We start from the raw sequence: 22,802 nt of genomic DNA, 5'->3' as shown, positions 1-22,802 counted from the left end.
ATTTACAAATATACTATTTTAAATTTAAAACAACGATTGATTTTGCAGGAATCTTAACTTCTACCTTGTTTTTCTTGATCTTTGCGCCTTTGAAGTTTTCTTCCTTTATCTTTTCTGGATGTTTGAAATCGTTGTAGTCTTTAATATCCTTAGAGGTAAGAATACTACCAGAAACCGTATTTTTGTTCGCACCATCAATGTTTATTTCTAACTTTTGAGCCTTATCAAGACTTGGGTTAGCAATAGAAATGATGATAGATCCGTCTTTCTGCTTTGCAGCTGATGTAGATACTGCAGGAATCATGCGATCCTTACCATTATTAAAATGGTCACCCTTGGTTACCATAGAGTCGCATTTGACATCCATAGGGAGATATGTTGCGTCTTGGAAACCTTTATACATCTTGAATACATAGTATGTAGGTGTGAGGACCATATGTCCCTTATCCTTGGTATCTGTAAGGATCATAGACTGAAGCACGTTTACTACCTGTGCTATGTTGGCCATACGAATACGGTCGGTGTGGCGCTGGAAAATATTCAAGGTCATAGCTGCTACCATCGCATCACGCATGGTGTTCTGCTGATATAGATGACCTTTTATTGTTCCTGGTTCTTCGTCCCACCAAGTACCCCATTCGTCAACGAGAAGACCTATTTTCTTCTTAGGGTCTTTAGCATCCATGATGTCACTATGCTTCTTGATGATGTCTTCGATTTCCAAACATTTTCCGATAGTCCAATAATACTCATTATTGTCAAAGACGGTTGCGGAACCCTTGCTACCATCCCAGCCTTTTACTGTATAGTAATGTAAAGACAATCCATTCATGCGATCACCGACATTGTTCATAAGAACCTTTGTCCAGTTGTAATCGTAATCACTGGCTCCTGAGGCAATCTTGTATAACTGGTGATTATCGTAGTTTCTGCAATAAGTAGAATAGCGACGATATAAATCTCCGTAATATTCAGGACGCATACTTCCTCCGCATCCCCAACTCTCGTTGCCGACACCTAGAAATTTAACGTTCCATGATTTTTCACGTCCATTCTTACGACGCAATTTCGCCATTGGAGTGTCACCATCACTGGTCATATATTCCACCCATTTGGCAAGTTCCTCTACAGAGCCACTTCCTACGTTACCACTAATATAAGGTTCTGCTCCAAGGATTTCACATAAGTTCAGGAATTCATGTGTACCGAAAGAATTGTCCTCGATAGTTCCTCCCCAGTTGTTGTTTTGCATCTTAGGCCGTTGATTGCGTGGACCAATACCGTCCATCCAATGATATTCATCAGCGAAACAACCTCCAGGCCATCTTAATACAGGAACTTTTAAATCTTTTAGAGCCTGAAGTACATCATTTCTGTAACCATTGGTGTTTGGTATCTTAGATTCAGGACCAACCCATAGACCGCCATATATACATGATCCAAGGTGCTCAGCGAACTGGCCATAAATCTCTTTGTAGATTTTGTTGGTTCCCTTGTTCGCATGAATTGTTACTGTGGCATCTTGAGCACTTACTGATAGTGCTGCAGCAATAGATAGAATTGTTGTAGATACGATTCTTTTTCTCATGTTGTTATTGTTTAATTATAATACGAATGGATGGGGAGATTACCCCCATCTTTTTCGTATTTAGGTTAGTAGTTTATGATTCTTTCTTGTATTTTACAGCTGCGGCCTCAATTCCCAAACCTGTTTTGTAGTTTTCTATATATTTATTGAAGCCTTCAACATCTTCAGGAGTTGGAGCAATCTCGACACCTGTATTGCCTGCAAATACGTTTTTATCAAGGAAGTTAGCCAGACTGTCTTTTTGATTATTGTTTACGAGATAAGAGGCCAACAGTGCGATACCCCATGCACCACCTTCTCCTGCTGTCTCCATTACAGAAATAGGAGAGTTGAGCGCTGCTGCAAGAATACGCTGACCTACACCTTTGGTCTTGAAGAGTCCACCATGTCCAGTTATGCGATCTACGTTTACATTTTCTTCCTTGAACAAGATATCGTTACCAATCTTTAGAACACCCACTGAGGCATATAGATTGGCACGCATAAAATTGGCAAGGTTGAACTTATCATTTGCAGAGCGGACGAAGAGAGGACGACCTTCTTCCAATCCTGTCACTGGCTCACCAGAGAAATAGTTGTATGCAATAAGTCCACCACAGTCTGCATCACCTTCTAAAGCATGATTGTAGAGCTTTCCGAATACCTCATTCATGTCAACAGGGACACCTAATAGCTTTTGATATTCCTTAAAGATGTTGACCCATGCGTTCAAATCTGATGTACAGTTGTTACAGTGAACCATAGCGACAGGACTACCATCAGGGGTTGTAACCATGTCAATCATCTGATATGGTTTTGACAATTTCTTTTCGAGTACAATCATAGAGAATGAAGAAGTACCGGCGGAAACGTTACCTGTACGTTGCTTTACGGCATTCGTAGCAACCATTCCTGTTCCTGCATCTCCCTCAGGAGGACATACTGGTGCTCCTGACTTCAGATGACCAGAAACGTCCAACTTTTTAGCACCTTCTTCGGTTAGACGACCTGCATCTTCTCCTGCAAGCAGAACCTTAGGTAGTATATCTAGCAAAGTCCATTGATATCCTTTTGATGCAATGAGTTGGTTAAACTTGTTGACCATCTTTTGATCGTAGTTCATGGTCTTGGAGTCAATAGGGAGCATACCAGAAGCATCTCCAATACCTAAGACTTTTTCGCCAGTAATCTGCCAATGTATGTATCCAGCCAAAGTAGTCAGATATTTGATAGTATTTACATGCTCCTCGTTATCGAGAATACACTGATACAGATGAGAAATACTCCAGCGCAAAGGAATATTAAAGTTGAACAACTTAGAAAGTTCTGCGGCAGCCTCCCCTGTATTGGTATTTCTCCATGTACGGAAAGGAGTTAGTATTTCTTCTTTATCGTTAAAGGCCATATATCCATGCATCATGGCACTAATGCCGATAGCCGCGAGGTTTTCGATTTCTGTATCATATTCTTTCTTTACGTTATTACGCAAATCAGAATAACAATCTTGCAATCCTTCCCAGATAGCTTCAATGCTATAAGTCCAAAGGCCATTGACGAGTTTGTTTTCCCATTCGTGACTACCTTGTGCGATAGGTTTGTTTTCAGAATCAATCAATACAGCTTTGATACGGGTAGAGCCAAACTCGATACCGAGGATGGCTTTACCGTTTTGTATGGTTTCTTTTGCGTTCATGATTTTATTTGATAGGTTTTTAGGTTTATTGTTTAGCGTAATGCCTTATTCAACATATAATATACCTCATTGAATTTAAGTTCTTTTCGGAATTCTTCATAATCAGTATCTTTGTTGATGATACATGCCTCGATGTCTGCAATTTCAGCAAAGTCGCGCCAGTATTCGTCGGTTAGTCCAAAGCTGAAGCAAGAGTGATGAGTACCACCAGCATTAATCCAACAGCCTACACCTACTTCGAAGGTTGGTTCTGGAACCCAGAGGGCTGATGCTACCGGTAATTTAGGCAATGGCTTAGACTTGATGAGGTTTACATCATTTGCGATGAGGCGGAATCGGTTACCCATATCAACGATAGTTGCTGTTACGCCATGACCTTGTTTACTTGTGAATACCAAGCGTGCGGTTTGACTTTTGCGATAGCCAATGCCAAGGAAGTGAACTTCAAGACGAGGCTTCTCCTCTGCGATGTCTGGATTGATCTCGAGCATGTGGGCTTCAAGAATAGAAGTATTCTCGCCATCAAAATTCAGGGTGTAATCCTCAAGGAATGAAGTTCCTCCATTTTCTATTCCCTGACTCATGAACCAAGTTGTACGATAGAGAGCAGCAGACTTCCAGTCACCTTCAGCACCGAATCCGATACCTTCGTGCATCAGTCGCTGTGAAGCCAAACCTGGAATCTGATCGAAACCATGTCCTGTTTCTTCAACATTTACATCACCTAAGTCATCAAAGTTGGTTGTAAATCCTTTGGCTCCGTATGCTTTCAGAACAGCACGAAGTGTAAGTTCTGCCTTTGCAGAATTCCAGATCTTCTTATACTCTTCTGTATCTTTTTCTTCGAGTTTTGCATCGTGAGTATATTCTTTGAAGTAAACCTTGACAAGATCATCGACATCAGAATCCTTGATTTTATCAAAGTATGAAAGAACTTCAGAGAAAGGACAGTAATCTACGTGATATCCGAGTACCTGCTCGAAAGCTACTTTGTCACCATCTGTTACCGCCACATTATTCATTTGGTCACCGAAACGAAGGATCAAACAGTCTTGTGCATCTGCCCATCCAGCGCAGACACGCTCCCAAACAGCGATATGTTTCTGAGTCTTTTCGTCTTTCCAATAACCGATAACAGTCTTTCTGTTCTTGCGTAGACGAGAAAGAATATGACCAAACTCACGATCACCATGAGCACTCTGGTTAAGATTCATGAAATCCATATCCATGGTGTCCCAAGGAATTTGCTGATTATATTGTGTATGAAGGTGGAGTAATGGTTTATGGAGAATCTGCATACCTTTTATCCACATCTTTGCAGGAGAGAAAGTATGCATCCATGTGATGACACCGATACATTTCTTGTCGTTATTAGCACGAGACATGACATCTGCGACTTCGTTAGAAGAGTTTGCTGTACCAGCGTAAACCACCTTGATAGGTAATATTCCAGAATTGTTCAGACCGTCAACCATTTCTTTAGAATGACCGTCAACTTGTTTCACAGCATCACCTCCATAAAGAAGTTGTGCTCCTGTTACGAACCAGACCTCAAAGTTATCAAAAGCTTTTACCATTGTTATTATGTTTTTAGTTATATCTTATATATATGAGCAATTATTTCTTTTTCTGACCATAGTAGGCATTAGGACCATGTTTGCGGCTGAAATGCTTTTCTATAAGTAAAGGATTCATTGTGGTTGCTGGATTCACACTGAATGAAACGAAAGCCATCTTTGCAACCTGTTCAGCTACGACAGCATGATATACTGCTTCGTCAGCATCCTTACCCCATGTGAAAGGTCCGTGATTCTTGACCAGAACGCCAGGAGTATGTACTGGGTTGATATTGTCTTTCTTGAATTTATCTACGATAACAACACCCGTGTTATACTCATATTCTGCCATTTGATCTTTTGTCATGTCATCTGTGCAAGGAATAGAGTCGTGGAAATAATCAGCATGTGTAGTTCCTATGTTAGGAATGTCCTTTCCTGCCTGTGCCCATGCCGTGGCATATGTAGAATGAGTGTGTACCACGCCACCTACTTCTGGGAAGTTACGATATATCACAAGATGGGTAGGTGTGTCTGAAGAAGGATTCAAGTCACCCTCAACGACCTTACCAGTATTCAAATCTACCACTACCATATCGGATACTTTCATGGTGTCATAGCTTACACCTGAAGGTTTGATTACTACTAAACCTTTTTCTCTGTCAATACCTGAAACATTACCCCAGGTAAAGAGTACTAGGTTATGCTTTACTAAGTCAAGATTAGCCTTAAAGACCTTTTCTTTTAATTCTTCCAGCATATCTTTTATTTATTTTAGATTGATATATTTAGGTTTTATTCTTTTCTATGTTGATATGAGTTTGATGAACCTATGGTTCTCAATTTCCTAGCTAAGCCTGCTCGTTGGTTAACTCGCCTTATCAAAGTTTGAAGCTAGGATCTTCTGCGTATATTCGTTTGTTGAAACGATAAAGAGCAGCTCCGCGTTTCGAAGTAACCTTATCTATAAGTTCAGTTTTTTCGATAAAGTCGATTTGTTTGATTCTCTTACGGAAATTTCTTTTGTCGATTTCCTCACCCAATACAGCTTCATATACATGTTGAAGTTGAGTTAGAGTGAAAAGCTCGGGAAGTAGATTAAAGCTAAGTGGCTCGGTATTGATTCGGCGACGAAGAAGATGAATAGCCTTGCTTACCATATCATTATGGTCAGAGTATAGTTGTGGCATATCTTCTAGGTTTACCCATTCCAATCCGTGCTGTTCGCGTAGTTTGTCGTCGTAGTCTTTTACATTAATCAAAGCACAGTATGCGATAGAGATTACTCGTTCTCCGGGATCTCGGTCTATAGCACCAAATGCTCCAACTTGTTTCATATAGAGTTTCTTTAGTCCTGTAAGTTTAAAGAGTACGCGATTAGCAGCATCTGTCAAACTTTCTTCTGCCTCTACAAATCCTCCGTAGAGTGACCACTCACCGCGTCCAGGATCCATACTTCTTTTACCGATCAGCAGTTTAAGTTTTCCTCCTTCGAAACCGAAGATGATGCAGTCCACTGATACTAAGAGTTTGGAATGTTCTCCATAAAAAGTTGCCATGTTATAATGCTTTTTGTTTTTTGTAATATACAGGGGCATAGACTGTTGCTAATGCCCCTGTTGATAGTATATGTTTACCAGAGTAATATGTACAGCAGAAGTACGATGGTGCAAATACCGATTGAACCATAAGTATATCCGCGTGTTGTTGAGAATAATTTCAAGTTGATTGGTAGAGCCTTAGTATCTTTGACTTTGTCTTTTGCATTGCTGTATAGCCAGATTGCACATTGACCTACCAAGACACCAAAGAAGAAGAATGCCTGGAATCCAATGTCGTTAAGATAAGCAAAGATACTAGAATCTGGGTTTGCATCAGGAGTCATAGCACCACCGATAGTGACGATAGCTGCAGCGATGATCATGATAACTCCTGCACCACCAAGAATTTTAGCCCAGCGAAGCATTCTTTCTTTGTCTTCAGCAGATACTTCTTCAGCAGATACGCTATTCTTGTCGAAGATAGAAACAATGACAAAGAATGTGATTAGGATAATGAAAATGTAACCTGCTCGGAACTGGAATGCTACATCAGGCATTACGACTTTAAAGAGTACTCCCATAGGAATAGTCAGTATCGCTGTCCATACTGCAGCAAGAGAAGATGCACGCTTCCAGAGTAGACCAAGTCCGAATACAGTGATGATACCAGGATAGATGAAACCAGAGTATTCCTGAATATACTGGAAAGCTTGGTCAAGACCACCAAGTAGTGGCTTAACAGCGATGAGTGCAATAATCAAAGCTGAGATACTAACAAGTCGACCGCAGTTTACCAAGTTTTTATCTGATGCAGTTTTGTTGATATACTTCTTGTAGATATCCATGGTGAATAGGGTAGAAGTACTGTTGAACATAGAAGCAAGAGAAGAGATGATAGCAGCAGCAAGAGCAGCGAAAGAAAGTCCCTTGATACCTGTTGGGGTGAAGTTGCGAATCAACCAAGGATATGCATCGTCAGAAACGTTTACATGACCGTGCAAGTCCATAGAAGTGAATGATTCTGGGGAACCTTTCAAGATATAGTAAGCGCAGATACCTGGGATGACAACGATGAATGGGATTAAGATTTTGAGGAAACCAGCGAAGATCAGACCCTTCTTTGCTTCATCAATACTCTTTGCTGCCAAACCTTTCTGGATGATATACTGGTTGAATCCCCAATAACCTAAGTTGGTCAACCATACACCGCCAACGACAGCGGCTATACCAGGAACATTAGCGAATGCTGAAGCATTATGGCTCTCCTGAATAATAAGGTGGAAGTGCGTATCTGTAAGGTTTGCTCCTGTCGTAAGATCTGTAAACATCTTGTTGAATGCACCAAAAGCATCTGTTCCTAGAGATACACCCATTTCTTTCAGGGCAACATATGCTGTGATCAAACCACCACCTACGAGGAAGGTTACCTGCATAACGTCCGTCCATGCCACAGATGCCAAACCACCATAGATAGAATAGATTCCGGCAATGACAAAAAGGAAAAGGATGATGAGCATTCTCACAGAGACCGTAAAGCCGCAAATGTCAACAGCTAATCCTTGTAGACCAAGAATCTGCTCAATAGCGAGAGCTCCTAACCATGCTACTGACGTCAGGTTGACAAAGACATAGAGGAAAAGCCATAGGATAGAGAATGCTAATCCTACACCATCATTGTATCTTTCGCGAAGAAATTGTGGAATGGTGAAAATCTTGCGATCTAGCATGATAGGTAATAAGAACTTACCGATAACGATCAATGTCACAGCAGCCATAACTTCATAAGCTGCGATGGCGATACCGTCGGCAAAACCTGTACCAGACATTCCGATAAACTGCTCGGCAGAAATGTTTGCTGCAATAAGTGATGCACCTACAGCCCACCAAGTAAGAGTGTTACCTGCCAAGAAGTAGTCGTTGGCAGTTTTTTCTTTTCCATCTTTGTTTCGACTTAGGAATAATCCTAAACCTACTAACAGAATAAGATAGAAAACGAGAATAAGCATATCAATGGGTTTGAAGCCACTGTTGCTTATTGCTTGCATAATACTGTTCATTTGTTATTTAGGTTTTAAGTTATAATTATATCAATATAGTGGATAGTTTTATTTTACTACGCTGAATTTGTATGCTAAATGAGAATAATACTTTTCTCCTGGTTTAAGATATGGGTTAGAAACTTCCCAGCCTTTTGTCTTTGCTGTATATTTAGTAGGAGAGTCTGGATATTTCTGACTTTCAAAGCATACACTTACGTGTTTTGGATATTTTATGCCATGTTTACATGGGATGCCAGTGCCTTGGAAGTTACCAGTATAAACTTGCATACCAGGTTCGTTCGTGAATACCTCGAGTTTGATGCCAGTCTTAGGTGAGTATAGGCTACATGCTACAGTCTTATCGGCAAGATTTCCCAATTTATAGGTGTTCAAACACCAGTTGTGATCGTAACCAGTTGCATTCTTTATCTGATCATAGTTAGGATCATATTTCTTAGCAATCTCAGTAGGAGTACGGAAATCCATAGGAGTTCCTTCTACGCTTTTGATTTCTCCTGTAGGAATATAGAATCGATCGCTTGGAGTAAAACTGTCAGCAAAGATATACATGACTTGATCGTAACCTTCCTTTGAAGGATCACCATTCAGATTGAAATATGAATGATTGGTCATGTTTACAACGGTTTCCTTGTCAGTTGTTGCTTGGAATACAATGTCAAGCGTATTGTTGCTCTTTACAGTATATGTGGCGGTTGCCTTTACTGTGCCAGGGAATCCATTCTCTCCATCCTTAGCGGTGATAGCAAAAACGACACTAGTATCATTCTTTGCTTGAACATCATATATTTGGTTTAGCCATCCTGTGGTACCTCCGCCATGTAGGCAGTTCATCGCATCGTTCTTCTTTAGTTTATACTCCTTACCAGCTACTGTGATCTTAGCATCTTTGATACGGTTTGCATATCGACCTACAGAAGAACCATAGTCAGATGGTGTCCTAAGAGTATCTGCATATTGATGGATATTGTCGTAACCCAAGACAACGTCTGTAGGCTTATTGTTCTTATCTGGTACAGAGATAGAAACCACACGACCACCATAGTTCGTGAGGCAAACTTCCATTCCGTTAGCGTTTTTCAAGGTGATTAGTTCGGTCTTCTTACCATTTATAGTAGAATCGAAATCTGCAGGATTTAATCCTGATACGGTAATTTGTGATTGCTGTGAACCACATGCGGAGAGTAGAACGGTTGCCATTCCTGCTCCTAAAATTGAACTTTTAAAGTGTTTCATACTTAAGTGATTATTAAGTTATATTTGATTTTTGGGTGTAAAATTACCATTTTTTATTTAAACTTGTATCATTCTGTATGATGTTTTTTTGCGCGAAGGTGTAAAATTAACACTTTTAAGCAATCAAAAAGCCTGCAATCAGATATGTAATCCAATTGCAGGCTTAATATTATTTGTTGTAATCTACTTTAGCAAACTTTATGAGAACCCTCACTGATCACTACTGGGTAGATCTCTGGTTCGTGACCATATTTGGCATTGAACTTCTCTTTTACATTAGCGATGAACTTCTCATAGATATCATCTTTTACGAGGTTTATTGTACATCCGCCAAAGCCACCGCCCATGATTCTACTACCAGTTACGCCATTTTCTTTAGCGATATCGTTAAGGAAGTCGAGCTCTTCGCAGCTTACTTCATACTCTTTACTAAGTCCATAATGTGTTTCATACATCTTCTGACCTACAGTTTCGTAGTCACCTTTTTCCAATGCATCGCAAACAGCAAGTACTCGGTCTTTCTCTCCAAGTACAAAGTGAGCACGTGTGTAATCTTCTTCACCAACTTCTTGACGTACTTCTTCAAGTTGCTCCCATGTGCAATCACGTAGAGTCTCGAATTTAGCTTCCGGATGTTTGGCAGCAATATGTCTTACAACATTTTCACAAGAGTTGCGACGATCATTATATGGAGAGCCCTTCAATTCATGTTTAACTTTAGAGTTAACGAGAACTAATTTGTAACCTTTAGGCTCAAATGGGAAATACTCAAATTCGCGACTGCGACAATCGAGGCGCATCAGTTTACCTTCTTTGCCGAATACTGATGCAAATTGATCCATAATACCACAGTTCACACCAATATATTTATGCTCTGTGGTTTGGCCAGCAAGAGTTAAATCCCATTTTGAAACCTTGTTGTCTCCGAATAGATCATTCAAAGCAAATGCAAAGCAACTTTCCAATGCTGCAGAAGAACTCATTCCCGCACCCAATGGAACATCACCATAGAATGCTGCATTAAATCCTTTTACAGGGACTCCAAGACCTTTCATTTCCTGGATGATACCATAGATATATCGTGCCCATGTAGCTTTTGGGCCCTCCGGATCATCTATTTTGAATTCTACTTTGTCTTTAAGGTCAATAGAATAAAGTATTACAGTGTCAAGACCATTAGGTCGAATTTCAGCCATGATGCCTTTGTCTACTGCACCAGGGAATACAAATCCACCATTATAGTCTGTGTGCTCGCCAATAAGATTGATGCGACCTGGTGACATATAAATATTACCAGTTTTACCATCAAAGTGTTTAATAAAGCGACTTCTTACTTTTTCGATATCCATAATTATTGAGGTTTTATTAGGTTATAATAGTAATAATAGAAAACCAGTAGAGTTAATCTACTGGTATATCTTTGTTTACATTCTTTGATCCAACCAATGCGTAGAAGCAGAGGTATGCAAGTGCAATAAATGGTACGATGTATGAGAACATGTAACCAATGTTATCTGCGATATAGTTCTGAACCAATGGTAAGATACCACCACCGACAACCATCATCATGAAGATGCCTGAAGCCTGTGCTACATATTTACCAAGGCCTTCTGTTGCGAGGTTGAATATACTAGACCACATAACAGAGGTACAAAGACCGCAAAGGACCAAGAATAATGCAGCGATAGGAACGGTTACAGTCTGGAAAGAAGAACCTGTGAATACCGGCATTGATACATGTGAAGTTTTGCCTAAGAGCATTGCTAGAAGAATGAATAACATTCCTGCAATTGTTGTGACAGTCATCATTACCTTACTAGAAACTTTATCAGCGATAAATCCAGCAATGAATCTGCCTACCAACATAAGTAACCAGTATGTTCCTGCTACAAAGCCTCCGATTGCGGCTGCATTCATTAAGCCTTCGCCACCACCATTCGTTGTTGTGTCACTGATGTAGAAATTCAAAGTTCCAGGAATACCTACCTCAACGCCAACGTATACAAAGATACCGATAACGCCAAGTACACAGTGACGGAAAGACCATGGACTATGTTCAAACACAGTTTCAGAAGTTGTCTTACCCATCTCTGGGTCAGCAATAGGGATAAAGAGAAGGATAAAGAAAGCACATGCGAAGACACCCATAGCGATGTAAAGTACTAAGTTTACGTCGATCATCTTTGTCTGTGCTGTTACAGTACCAATTAAAGAACCTACGAGCATAGGGGTAAGTGTACCAGAAAGTGAGTTTAGAGTACCGCCAATCATATTCAACTGATTACCTCGGTTACCACCACCTCCAAGCAAGTTAAGCATTGGGTTTACTACGGTGTTGAGCATACAAACAGCAAAACCAGATACAAAGGCTCCCAAGAGATATACCGAGAAACCGCTTACGCCTGGATTAAATTTACCGCTTAAGAACTGTATGAACACACCTACGAAACCTGTTGCTATACCGACAAGAGTAGTCTTCTTATAACCGATCTTTGTCAGCATCTTTCCTGCAGGAATACCCATAAATAGGTATGCTAAAAAGTTCATTGCATTACCGAGCATACCAATCATGTTAGCACTACCGCTATCTGCAAATACATTTTTCCAGATAACACCAATAGGTGCTGCTAAATTGGTTACGAACGAAATCATTGCATAGATAAACATCATCGTGATAATCGTGATGATGTTACCTTGTTGTTTATTAGAATTTTCCATTTTAGAATAGTTCTGTTATTTCCTAGGTTAGTTTTTTATGTTTAATCAACTACACCAAATTTGTAGATTGTTTTCTGTGTGTAAGTTTGACCAGGATACAATACTACAGATGGGAAGTAAGGGTGATTAGGGGTGTCAGGGAAGTGCTGTGCTTCCAAGCAGATTGCAGAGCGACGTGGGAATGTTGCTCCGAACTGGCCTGAGATACCACTCAGGAAGTTGCCTGTGTAAATCTGCAAACCTGGTTCTGTGGTATATACTTCCATAGTACGACCGCTTACAGGTTCTGTCACACGTGCTGCGAAAGAAAGTTCACCCTCTTCGTTTTTATTCAACACATAATTATGATCATATCCTTGACCGTTCTTCAATTGCTCGTTATCGGCATTGATATCCTGACCGATAGTTTTTGGAGTACGGAAATCAAATGGAGTACCTTCTACGAATCTGATCTCTCCTGTTGGAATAGAAACTTTATCGATAGGAAGATAATAGTCTGCGTTAACTTCAAGAAGTTGACTCTCTACGGAAGGAGTAGGGTTTGCGATACCAGAAAGAGAGAAGAACCCATGATGTGTAAGGTTCACGATAGTCTCCTTGTTGGTCGTTGCCTGATACTTGATAACGAGTTCATTGTCATCGTTGAAGATATAAGCTACCCAGATTTCCATTTCACCGGTAAATCCTTCTTCGCCATAAGAACTTACATATTTCAGGATCAGAGAATGGTCATTCATCTGTTGAGCGTCCCATACTTTAGTATGGAAACCAGTAGGACCTCCATGTAAGTGGTTAGGGCCATCGTTTGTCGCTAACTGATATTTCTTACCATGTAACTGGAACTGACCTTTGCAGATACGGTTACCGTAGCGACCGATCAATACAGAAAGGAAAGGTTCTGGAGAATTGATAACATCCTGAATGTTGTCATGTCCCTGAATTACATTTGCCATTTTACCATTTTTGTCTGGTACCATGATAGCAACAACTGCGCCACCATAATTGGTTATTGCAACCTCATTTCCCTGACTGTTACGAAGGATGTATAAATCGGTTTTTTTGCCATTTACTGTAGTCTGAAAGTCCTCACGTTTCAGACCACTGATGTTTTCCGTTTCAGTTGTGTTCATAATATATTAAATATATTCCTAAGTTTTTAGTTACTATAATACTACTGCAAAGTAACTAAAAATAACTCACAACTGCAAATTTTTTCTCCTCTAAATTTCCTATTTTTATTTTTTTAATGCTAAAAGGTCAGCGACGATATAGCTTGAACCACCCACGAAAATGAAATCTTCTTCATCAGCATCTGCCAATGCAGCTTTGTATGCAGCTTCTACCGTAGGGTATTGTTTTCCTGTAAGTTGATGTTTATCAGCTTCTTCTGCGACTTTCTCTACAGGAAATGCTCGTTTGGTAGAAGGTTGCGTCCAATAGAAGATGCCATCTTCCGGCAATAATTCCATTACACTATCGATATCTTTATCATCAACCATGCCGAAAACGATTCTTCGATGCTTGCATGACTGTGAGGCGATCTGTTTGCTAAGATATTGCCATCCTCCGACGTTGTGGCCAGTGTCACAAATCACTGTAGGACGATCTTGTAATTTCTGCCAACGTCCCATCAACCCCGTAGATTCGCATACGTTTGCGAAACCTTTTACGACACTTTCTGCATCACGGATAATCTTCTTATTATATAATTGTGTGGCAGCGCAGAGAATGGTATTCGTATTCTTATCCTGGTAGATACCACCAAGCTCTCCTTCTATTTCTCCGAAATATCTGGTCTTGTAGGTCCTTCCTCCCTTAGCGTTAGGTTTAGATGATAATAGGGCAGGGATATCTTCGGCAAAGACAATGGTACTATTCATCTTCTGAGCTTTCGCCTCGAAGATAACGCGAGTATCATCATTAGCCTCACCAATAACCACTGGTCTGTTATCTTTGATGATACCAGCTTTCTCATAGGCGATCTTAGGTAGAGTGTCGCCTAAGAATTGTGTGTGGTCGAAAGAGATATTTGTGATGATGCTTAAGATAGGGTTGATGATATTGGTGCAATCCAACCTTCCACCAAGGCCAACTTCGATGACGGCGATGTCGACCTTCTGTTCGGCAAAATATTTGAAGGCCATTGCTGTTGTCAGTTCGAAGAAAGAAGGATGAAGAGGTTCAAAGAAGTCTTTTTCCTTCTCCACGAAATCGATGACATATTTCTCGCTGATACATTCTCCGTTGATTTTTATACGTTCACGGAAGTCCACCAGATGAGGTGATGTGTAAAGTCCCACTTTGTACCCATCGGCTTGTAAGATACTTGCAAGTGTATGTGAGCAAGAACCTTTGCCATTGGTACCAGCTACATGTATGGATAAGAACTTTGTGTGAGGATGATCAAAATGTTCATCCAGAGCCAATGTGTTTGACAGTCCTTCTTTATATGCAGAAGCACCCACATGTTCGAAAACAGGGGTGCTATTGAATAGATAATTAACAGTTTCTTGATAATTCATTTAACTGAATAAATTCTTGATGTGTTCAAAAATACTCTTTTTGTCAGCATTACTAGACTTGAAGTTGTCGCTTTCTTTGAAAACTTCAACGGCTTCCTTCTCTTCCTTGGTAAGGGTCTTAGGGATATAAACACTAATGTTTACGATAATGTCGCCCGTACCACGTCCGTATCCCTGAACAGCAGGTAAACCTTTTCCGCGCAATCTTACCTGTTTGCCTGGTTGAGTTCCTGGTTCAATCTTCAGGCTTATCTTTTTTCCGGAGATGGTTGGTATATCAACCTCTCCACCTAAAATAGCTGTAGGAAGATCCAATAGTAATGTATAATACAAGTCTTGACCATTGCGGATGAAAGTGTCATTAGGTTCCTCCTTGATGAGCACCTGGATGTCACCATTGACGCCATTATGTCGTCCTGCGTTACCTTTACCAGGAACATTTACGACCATGCCTTCAGAGACACCTGCAGGGATGTTGATCTCGATGACCTCTTCGCCTTTTACCACGCCTTCGCCATTACAATAAGGACATTTGTCTTTGATGACAGTACCCTCACCATGACAGTTAGGACAAGTGGTCTGTGTTTGCATCATACCCAACATGGTACGTACGGTCTTGTAGACCACACCACTACCATTACATTGAGAACAAGTTTCCGGTTGAGCACCATCCTTAGCACCTGTTCCATGGCAATGCTCACAAGTAATATCCTTTTTAACCTTGAACTTTTTGGTTACGCCTTCTGCAATTTCCTGTAAGGTAAGTTTTACGGTCAATCGCAAGTCGTTGCCGCGATATTGAGGGCGACCACCGCCGCCACCAAAGCCGCCGAAACCACCAAAGCCAGAATGTCCACCGAAGATATCTCCGAACATAGAGAAGATATCATCCATATTCATGCCAGCTCCACCGCCGAAACCACCTTGTGGTCCATCGAAGCCAAACTGATCATATTGCTGACGCTTTTGTGGGTCGTGCAATACATCATAAGCTTCGGCAGCCTCTTTGAATTTCTCCTCAGCTTCCTTATTGTCAGGATTACGGTCAGGATGATATTTGATAGCCAACTTTCTGTAGGCTTTCTTTATTTCTGCATCCGAGGCATTCTTGTCGACACCAAGAACCTCATAATAATCTCTTTTTTGTGCCATTTGATAATTTCTGAATATCTTAAGAAAAGTATAGATTACTGGCCGACAGCAACTTTTGCGTGTCTAATTACCTTATCATTAAGCGTATAGCCAGTCTGCACACAGTCAATAACCTTGCCCTTTTTGTCGTCACCCATACCAGGAACCATAGCGATGGCCTCCATTTGGTCGGTATCAAAGTCCTTGTCCTGTGTATCAATTTTCTTTACGCCAAGACCTTCCAAAGTCTTTTGGAACTTCTTGAAGATCAGTTCCATACCTTTCTTTATAGCCTGAGGATCCTCGTTGTTGTCTGCAAGTGCGCGCTCAAAGTCATCAAGCACAGGAAGTACTGCAGTAATTGTTTTCTCACCGCCGTTAAGGATCAACTCTGCTTTTTCCTTCATGGTTCGCTTGCGATAATTGTCGAACTCGGCTACTGAGCGCAGATATTGGTCTTTCAGTTTGCTGATTTGTTCCTGAGCAGCCTCCAGAGGATCTTTCTCCTCTTCTTTTTCATTCTGCTGTTCCTCAGCATTTTCCTGATCGTCCTTTTCGTCTGCCTTTTTGTCAGTATTCTCTGCCTGGCTATTTTTTGCGGTTTCCTCCTGAGGAGCATTCAACTCCTCAGCAGTACCGTTCTCCATGTTTTTATCTTTATTTTCTGTCATAATCTAATAGTTGTTCATTAGGCACTATACAAACTTTGTGCCAAAAACACCTTTGAGTTATGCCAAGTTATACATCTTAGCTCTCTGTTCCTTCAGTTTCTCGTCGTAGATGTACTCATCGTAACTCATCAACTTATCGATAGTTCCAGAAGGAGTAAGTTCTATGATACGGTTGGCAACGGTCTCGATAAACTCGTGGTCGTGAGAACTGAAGAGAATGTTTCCCTTGAAAGTTACCAGATTGTTGTTGAAAGCCTGGATAGACTCCAAGTCAAGGTGGTTGGTAGGAGTATCGAGGATTAGACAGTTAGCGTTCTGCAACTGCATACGTGCGATCATACATCTCATCTTCTCACCACCGGAGAGCACGTTCACCTTCTTTTCAACCTCTTCCTGACGGAAAAGCATACGACCGAGATAAGCCTTCATCTGTACCTCGTTTCCAGGACCATATTGACTAAGCCATTCTACGAGGTCCTTATCAGAGTCGAAGAATTTCGTGTTGTCGAGTGGTAAATATGCTGTTGTGATAGTAACTCCCCATTTGTATGTACCGGCAGCAGCTTCTCGATTACCATTGATAATTTCGAAGAGCGCAGTCATAGCCTTTGGGTTATGAGAGAGGAATACCACCTTTTCACCTTTTTCTATATTGAAGTTTACGTTATCGAAGAGTACGGTTCCGTCATCATCGATAGCCTTCAGACCCTCCACTTCGAGAATTTGGTTTCCTGGTTCACGTTCCATCTGGAAGATGATACCTGGATATTTACGGCTTGAAGGTTTGATTTCCTCAACGTTCAACTTTTCAAGCATCTTCTTACGAGAAGTCGTCTGACGGCTCTTTGCTACGTTAGCAGAGAAACGGCGGATGAACTCCTCCAACTGTTTCTTCTTCTCTTCTGCCTTGATACGCTGGTTCTGAGCCTGACGCAAAGCAAGCTGTGAACTCTCATACCAGAAAGAATAGTTACCGGCGAACATGGTAACCTTGCCGAAGTCGATGTCGACAGTCATTGTTGATACAGCATCCAAGAAGTGACGGTCGTGACTAACTACCAATACTGTCTGTTCTACCTCTCCGAGGTATTCCTCAAGCCATTCTACGGTGTCGAGGTCCAAGTCGTTGGTAGGCTCATCGAGCAATAAGTTATCTGGATTACCGAAAAGAGCTTTTGCCAGCATGACACGAACCTTCTCATTGTTAGAAAGTTCAGACATCTGCTTGTTGTGCAAGTCTTCTTTGATACCAAGATTCTGTAATAGTTGGGCAGCATCAGATTCAGCTTCCCAGCCATTCATCTCTGCGAATTTTTCTTCAAGTTCAGCTGCACGGTTTCCGTCCTCCTCAGTCATTTCCTCTTTAGAGTAAAGAGCCTCACGCTCTTTCATGTTCTTCCAAAGAGGTTCGTGTCCCATCAGTACGGTATCGAGTACGCGGAACTCATCATATTTAAAGTGGTCCTGCTCCAAGACAGAGAGACGCTCACCCGGACCGAGCTCTACGCTTCCTTTGTTAGGCTCTAGTTCGCCTGAGATTGCGCGTAAAAGTGTAGACTTACCAGCACCGTTAGCACCGATAACGCCATAAATATTACCATGAGTAAATTTAAGATTTACATCTTTGTAAAGTACTCTTTTTCCGAATTGGATTGCAAGATTGGTTACTGTAATCATTTCTTCTAATACCTTATTATATAATAAATTGGCTGCAAAGGTATTAAAAAAAACTGAGAAAACCTAATAGTTCGAGTAAATTCATAAAAAAAATCCCGTCATCATTGTTCTGTTGGTGTCGGGATTCTTTCGGGATGCCTTCGGGTCAAAATACGTAAACGAGACTTACATTTGTAATCGCACGGTCGTATTTGTTGATGCAATTATAATAGGTTTCTGCGTTCAGATGTAGATCGCTCATAATGTTGAACTGCAATCCGGCACCTATATTCACGCCCACCTTGTCGTCGCCTAACGAACCATCCTTGATATCTTGGTTGAAAGATGTGATACATAGACCACCGATAGGATATAGCTTGAATCTTTCCGTGACATGGAAGATATAATGCAAGTTGGCGTTGACGTCCCATTCTTCGAGCTTGTTTTCGTTCTTAGGGTAGTAATTGGCGGCACCTTCTACGCGGAAATGGTTATCGATGTTGTATCGTCCAACAAGGCCCATACCCCATGTAGGTTCGCTGAATCCATAATTCAATTTCGCTCCAAGTTCTAATTTCCCGCTCTGTGCAAAAGCACTAGAACAACTCAGCATGATGCCGAGAGATAATAAAAGTTTCTTCATCTTCATTTATGTATTGATTATTTAGAAATAGATGTTGCAAATATAGGAATAATTTGCCATAATGCCAGAATAAAAAGAATAAGGCTTTATAATTTAAGTTAAAAACATGACCAATGGCTTGTAATGTCAAAATGATATTACCCTTATTGAAGTAGAAGTAACTTTGAATGCGTCATTTTATGCAGTTAACTTCGTATGCCTATGCAGTTAACTTCGTAGGGTGATTCTGTTAATTTCGTAAGCAGACGCAGTTAACTTCGTAAACGTATGCAGTTAACTTCGTAAAATGATTTGTTTTAATTTGTTTTGATTTTTAATTCGGAATAGAAATATTTTTGTAATTTTGCAACCATGAGAATGACGCAAAACAAAGATTACCATAAGCAGGGTGAGTATGCCCATTATTTTGTGGAAAAGCCGGCTCCATTACTGGAGTGGTTGCTTGATAACGTAAAGGGAGAGTCTAAGTCAAAGATTAAGGCTACCCTTAAAGGGCGCGGTATCAAGGTGAATGGCAAGACGATAACACGTTTTGATTACGAATTGAAACCAGGAATGAAAGTTGCTGTGTCTAAGACAAAGCGTAACAACACTTTCAAAAGTAAATATGTGAAGATCGTATATGAAGACCAGTGGTTGGTCATCGTAGAAAAGAATATCGGAATCCTCTCAATGGCAGCCGGACATTCAACGCTGAACGTAAAGACGGTTCTTGATGATTACTTTAATCAAAGCAAGCAACATTGTCAGGCTCATGTTGTTCATCGCCTTGATCGTGATACCTCAGGACTGATGATTTATGCGAAGGATAAGCGTACTGCCTTGTCTCTCGAGGAAGACTGGCATCATACGGTTTATGACCGGAGATATGTAGCTTTGGTTTCCGGTGAGATGGAAGAAGATGATGGCACGATAGAAAACTGGTTGAAAGATAACAGAAACTACGTTACTTATTCGTCACCTGTAGATAATGGAGGAAAATATGCCATTACCCATTTCCATGTGCTCGGTCGAACCACGCGACACACCTTGGTAGAATATAAGTTGGAGACAGGACGTAAAAATCAGATACGTGTCCATTCTGCCGATATGGGTCATCCTGTATGTGGGGATATCAAATATGGCAATGGCGATGACCCTTGTCACCGTCTATGTCTGCATGCCTATGTGCTCTGTTTTGTTCATCCGGTAACTCATGAACGAATGGAATTTGAAACACCTATTCCTACATCCTTTAGAAAGATTATGAAAGATGGAAAATAATTTCATGTATTATATATTTGCTCTTATCGTATTGGTAGTGGGTATCTTATTAGTGAAGAAGGTTACTACATGTCTCGTCAAGACGATTATAGGTGCTGTCGTAATTTCAATACTCATATTCCTCTATTGCGTATTGTCTTAGATGAAAAGCGTAATTGCTATAGATAGTTTCAAAGGTTGTCTGAGTAGTGACGAAGCCAACGGGATAGTTGCTCAGGCAATGGAGGCTAAGGGCTGGGATACCAAGAAAATTATGGTAAGTGATGGAGGTGAAGGTATGCTTGATGCTTTTGCTCATGCCATTGGTGCCCAGAAGGTGAAGATACATACCAAAGATGCCTTGATGCGGTCGGTGGATGCCTGTTATGGTGTGAAAGATGACATTGCCATCATTGAAGTGGCACAGGCCATCGGTCTGCCGATGATTCCTGTAGACCAACGTAATCCCTTGCGTGCAACAAGTTATGGAGCCGGATTGTTAATAGCAGACGCTATCCGACGTGGATGCCGTCATTTGATTATCGGTATTGGAGGTACTGCCACGAGCGATTGTGGCATCGGTATGCTGAAGGCTATGATTGAAAAATTCTCATTTGGCCGAACAGACAAACGATTCGACGACATAGCCTCGATATTCCAAGAGCATGCCATAGATATCACGATTGCGAGTGATGTGGATAATCCTTTACTTGGTGAAAAGGGTGCCGCCCGTGTGTTTGCTCCTCAGAAAGGAGCAACTCTGCATATGGTAGAACAACTTGAGCGCAGAGCCAAAACTTTCGCAGATATGTCGGCCAGACATATGGGTAGAGATTGCTCAAGTTGTCCAGGAGCAGGGGCTGCCGGTGGTATCGGTTATGCTTTGATGCAATTTATGAATGCCAAAATGATGAGTGGCGCAGAACTGTTGATGCAACTCATGCATATCGATGAAGAAATAAAAGATGCAGATGTCGTGATTACGGGCGAGGGTAGCGCGGATCGCCAGACATTGATGGGTAAATTACCCGCTGTTGTCTTACAACATGCCCGTAAGGTAGGGGTAAAATGCTGGTTGCTTGCCGGGAGAATACAAGATGAAGCTCTCTTGCATCATGCAGGATATGATAGCGTTGTCAATATCAATGATATCGGAGAAGAAAAAGAAAATCCTCTTGAGCCGGAAGTAGCCAAGAGGAATCTATATCATACAATCTCTCATCTGATATAGTCAGATGAGAGATTTTTTTATTGTCGCAGTGACCTTTATTCTTTCATGAGGTAAGCCTTGAATTGCGCAAAATCATTTGGCATGGCAATACTCTGTTTAGTGCCCTTCATGAAAGCAGCCAATCGCTCAGGAATCTTCACGTTGTCATTGATAATATCATCTACTTTTTCCTTAAACTTGGCAGGATGAGCAGTCTCCAGGAATATTCCAGTCTCACCAGGTCTCAATCCTTCTTTCAAGGCCCGATAGCCACAAGTGCCATGAGGGTCCAAGATATACCCCGTGGAAGCATAACATTGCTTCATTGTCTCGCGAATTTGTTCATCACTATAAGTAGCACCTGAAATGAGCGCAGTAATCTTGCTGTGGTCACCGCCAAAGAGATCATAGATACGTGCGAAGTTAGAAGGATCGCCCACATCCATGGCATTGGCTAATGTCTGGCGCGAAGGTTTTGGCTCATATTTACCAGTCTGCAGATATTTAAAGAAAATATCATTAGCATTGTTGGCTGCAATAAAGCGATGGATAGGAAGTCCTGTGAAATAACCAAATATGCCAGCACAGATATTTCCAAAGTTGCCAGAAGGTACGCAGACAACAATTTTGTCGGTGACACCCAACTTCTTGAGCTGTGCATAGGCATAGAAGTAATAGAAAGCCTGTGGCAGGAATCGGGCAACATTAATAGAGTTGGCCGAGGTCAACTTCATGTGTTGATTCAACTCTTCGTCCATAAAAGCATTCTTTACGAGTGCCTGACAATCATCAAAAACGCCATCCACCTCAAGAGCTGTGATATTGTTTCCCAGAGTAGTGAACTGACTTTCTTGGATTTTGCTGACCTTTCCCTTAGGATACAGCACGTAAACATGTATTCCGTCAACTCCAAGAAAACCATTGGCTACAGCAGAACCTGTGTCACCTGAAGTAGCGACCAAAACGTTGATCTTGTTGAGCCCCTCTTTTTTGACAAAATATTGTAATAGTCGAGCCATGAAACGTGCCCCTACATCCTTGAAAGCCAAAGTAGGACCGTGGAATAATTCCAGAGAATAGATATTTTCTTCTACCTTGACAGCGGGGACATCGAATGCAAGCGTGTCGTAGACGATCTTTTTCAGAGACTCTGCGTCAACATCTTCGCCAAAGAAGCAGTCGGCCACGCGATAAGCAATTTCCTGAAAGCTCATATTCTCGATGTTATCAAAAAAATCCTGAGGGAGTTTCTTGATCTGTTCAGGCATATAGAGACCTTTGTCTGGTGCAAGTCCTTTTACGACAGCTTCGTGGAGAGATGCCAAAGGAGCCTTCTTGTTGGTACTGTAATATTTCATA

Annotated in this window: 19 protein-coding genes; 3 read left to right on the top strand and 16 right to left on the bottom strand. The window is 41.1% G+C overall.

Going from position 1 to position 22,802, the window contains the following annotated elements; genetic code table 11:
- Positions 1-13 precede the first annotated feature (13 nt).
- The 15 genes from K333_RS0106705 to K333_RS0106635 all read right to left on the bottom strand — a co-directional run bounded on the left by K333_RS0106705 (position 14) and on the right by K333_RS0106635 (position 18,991).
- Positions 14-1,588, bottom strand: a complete 1,575-nt coding sequence (locus K333_RS0106705; protein ID WP_024989905.1) for an alpha-N-arabinofuranosidase — start codon at positions 1,586-1,588, stop codon at positions 14-16.
- A gap of 73 nt (positions 1,589-1,661) precedes the next feature.
- Complete coding sequence (locus tag K333_RS0106700; protein WP_036886197.1) at positions 1,662-3,260, bottom strand: xylulokinase; 1,599 nt, start codon at positions 3,258-3,260, stop codon at positions 1,662-1,664.
- A gap of 32 nt (positions 3,261-3,292) precedes the next feature.
- On the bottom strand, positions 3,293-4,837 hold the full coding sequence (gene araA, locus K333_RS0106695) for an L-arabinose isomerase (RefSeq protein WP_027452483.1): 1,545 nt from the start codon (positions 4,835-4,837) through the stop codon (positions 3,293-3,295).
- Between the two features lie 40 nt (positions 4,838-4,877).
- On the bottom strand, positions 4,878-5,576 hold the full coding sequence (locus K333_RS0106690) for an L-ribulose-5-phosphate 4-epimerase (RefSeq protein WP_024989907.1): 699 nt from the start codon (positions 5,574-5,576) through the stop codon (positions 4,878-4,880).
- A 121-nt stretch (positions 5,577-5,697) separates the two neighbouring features.
- Positions 5,698-6,375: an NUDIX hydrolase gene (locus K333_RS0106685; RefSeq protein WP_024989908.1), complete on the bottom strand. Its 678-nt coding sequence runs from the start codon at positions 6,373-6,375 to the stop codon at positions 5,698-5,700.
- Positions 6,376-6,449: 74 nt separating this feature from the next.
- Entirely contained in the window at positions 6,450-8,414 is a 1,965-nt protein-coding gene (locus tag K333_RS0106680) for a sodium:solute symporter family transporter (RefSeq protein ID WP_024989909.1), read from the bottom strand.
- Between the two features lie 48 nt (positions 8,415-8,462).
- Complete coding sequence (locus K333_RS0106675; RefSeq protein WP_024989910.1) at positions 8,463-9,650, bottom strand: aldose epimerase family protein; 1,188 nt, start codon at positions 9,648-9,650, stop codon at positions 8,463-8,465.
- 188 nt (positions 9,651-9,838) lie between these two features.
- Positions 9,839-10,999 carry a galactokinase gene (galK, locus tag K333_RS0106670; protein WP_024989911.1) on the bottom strand — a complete coding sequence of 387 codons (1,161 nt, stop codon included), beginning with the start codon at positions 10,997-10,999 and terminating at the stop codon, positions 9,839-9,841.
- A gap of 52 nt (positions 11,000-11,051) precedes the next feature.
- Positions 11,052-12,368, bottom strand: coding sequence for an MFS transporter (locus K333_RS0106665; protein WP_027452482.1), 1,317 nt, complete (start codon positions 12,366-12,368; stop codon positions 11,052-11,054).
- Between the two features lie 41 nt (positions 12,369-12,409).
- Positions 12,410-13,498 (bottom strand): aldose epimerase family protein, encoded by a 1,089-nt coding sequence (locus tag K333_RS0106660; protein WP_373276999.1) that lies wholly within the window; start codon positions 13,496-13,498, stop codon positions 12,410-12,412.
- Positions 13,499-13,603: 105 nt separating this feature from the next.
- On the bottom strand, positions 13,604-14,890 hold the full coding sequence (locus K333_RS0106655) for a bifunctional folylpolyglutamate synthase/dihydrofolate synthase (protein WP_024989914.1): 1,287 nt from the start codon (positions 14,888-14,890) through the stop codon (positions 13,604-13,606).
- A complete protein-coding gene (dnaJ, locus tag K333_RS0106650; RefSeq protein WP_024989915.1) occupies positions 14,891-16,042 on the bottom strand; it encodes a molecular chaperone DnaJ in 1,152 nt (383 codons plus the stop codon).
- A 35-nt stretch (positions 16,043-16,077) separates the two neighbouring features.
- On the bottom strand, positions 16,078-16,692 hold the full coding sequence (locus K333_RS0106645; RefSeq protein ID WP_024989916.1) for a nucleotide exchange factor GrpE: 615 nt from the start codon (positions 16,690-16,692) through the stop codon (positions 16,078-16,080).
- A 57-nt stretch (positions 16,693-16,749) separates the two neighbouring features.
- A complete protein-coding gene (locus tag K333_RS0106640) occupies positions 16,750-18,369 on the bottom strand; it encodes an ABC-F family ATP-binding cassette domain-containing protein (protein WP_027452481.1) in 1,620 nt (539 codons plus the stop codon).
- Positions 18,370-18,514: 145 nt separating this feature from the next.
- Positions 18,515-18,991, bottom strand: a complete 477-nt coding sequence (locus tag K333_RS0106635; RefSeq protein WP_024989917.1) for a porin family protein — start codon at positions 18,989-18,991, stop codon at positions 18,515-18,517.
- 357 nt (positions 18,992-19,348) lie between these two features.
- On the opposite strand from K333_RS0106635, the gene K333_RS0106630 reads away from it, so the two are divergent.
- From K333_RS0106630 to K333_RS12050, 3 genes are read left to right on the top strand one after another with little or no spacing between them, the layout of a single operon-like run.
- Positions 19,349-20,254, top strand: coding sequence for an RluA family pseudouridine synthase (locus K333_RS0106630; RefSeq protein ID WP_024989918.1), 906 nt, complete (start codon positions 19,349-19,351; stop codon positions 20,252-20,254).
- Between the two features lie 4 nt (positions 20,255-20,258).
- Positions 20,259-20,396, top strand: a complete 138-nt coding sequence (locus K333_RS0106625) for a sulfate transporter (protein ID WP_244870415.1) — start codon at positions 20,259-20,261, stop codon at positions 20,394-20,396.
- Complete coding sequence (locus K333_RS12050; protein WP_024989920.1) at positions 20,397-21,464, top strand: glycerate kinase family protein; 1,068 nt, start codon at positions 20,397-20,399, stop codon at positions 21,462-21,464.
- A gap of 35 nt (positions 21,465-21,499) precedes the next feature.
- Here the strand turns inward: K333_RS12050 and thrC are convergent, their stop codons facing one another.
- On the bottom strand, positions 21,500-22,801 hold the full coding sequence (gene thrC / locus K333_RS0106615) for a threonine synthase (RefSeq protein WP_024989921.1): 1,302 nt from the start codon (positions 22,799-22,801) through the stop codon (positions 21,500-21,502).
- Position 22,802: the final 1 nt, after the last annotated feature.

It is taken from the genome of Segatella albensis DSM 11370 = JCM 12258 (assembly GCF_000426565.1).
GTDB classification, from domain to species: domain Bacteria; phylum Bacteroidota; class Bacteroidia; order Bacteroidales; family Bacteroidaceae; genus Prevotella; species Prevotella albensis.
The sequence above is the reverse complement of the archived record's forward strand: the minus strand, read 5'-3'. Positions and strand labels throughout refer to the sequence as shown.